Here is a 309-nt window from a genome sequence, read left to right as displayed (position 1 = left end):
CTCGCCGCTATCCGAGGATCAGCGTCGATGCGGACCGCATCTTCGTTCACGATGGCGATGTCTGGACCTCGGCCGGTATTTCCGCCGGCATCGACCTCGCGCTCGCCCTCATCGAGGACGATCTCGGCCAGGATGTCGCGCGCCGCACGGCGCAGCAGCTTGTCGTTCACCAGCGCAGGTCCGGCCATGCCGCATCCATCAGCTCGGCCTTGGCCAGGATTTCGCCGGGGCGTTCGACGAGCGCCGCGAGTAGCCTCAGCCCGCGGTAGCCGGCTGCCACGGGAACATCGTTCCGAAGCAGAGTTAGGT

The 309-nt window shown here is 66.7% G+C and carries 1 pseudogene; it reads left to right on the top strand.

Annotated elements, in window-relative coordinates:
- Positions 1-185: pseudogene (locus tag EN824_RS36435) on the top strand (GlxA family transcriptional regulator); the annotation flags it as partial.
- Between the last annotated feature and the right edge of the window lie 124 nt (positions 186-309).

It is taken from the genome of Mesorhizobium sp. M8A.F.Ca.ET.181.01.1.1 (assembly GCF_004792025.1).
Taxonomy (GTDB): Bacteria; Pseudomonadota; Alphaproteobacteria; order Rhizobiales; family Rhizobiaceae; genus Mesorhizobium.
The sequence above is the reverse complement of the archived record's forward strand: the minus strand, read 5'-3'. Positions and strand labels throughout refer to the sequence as shown.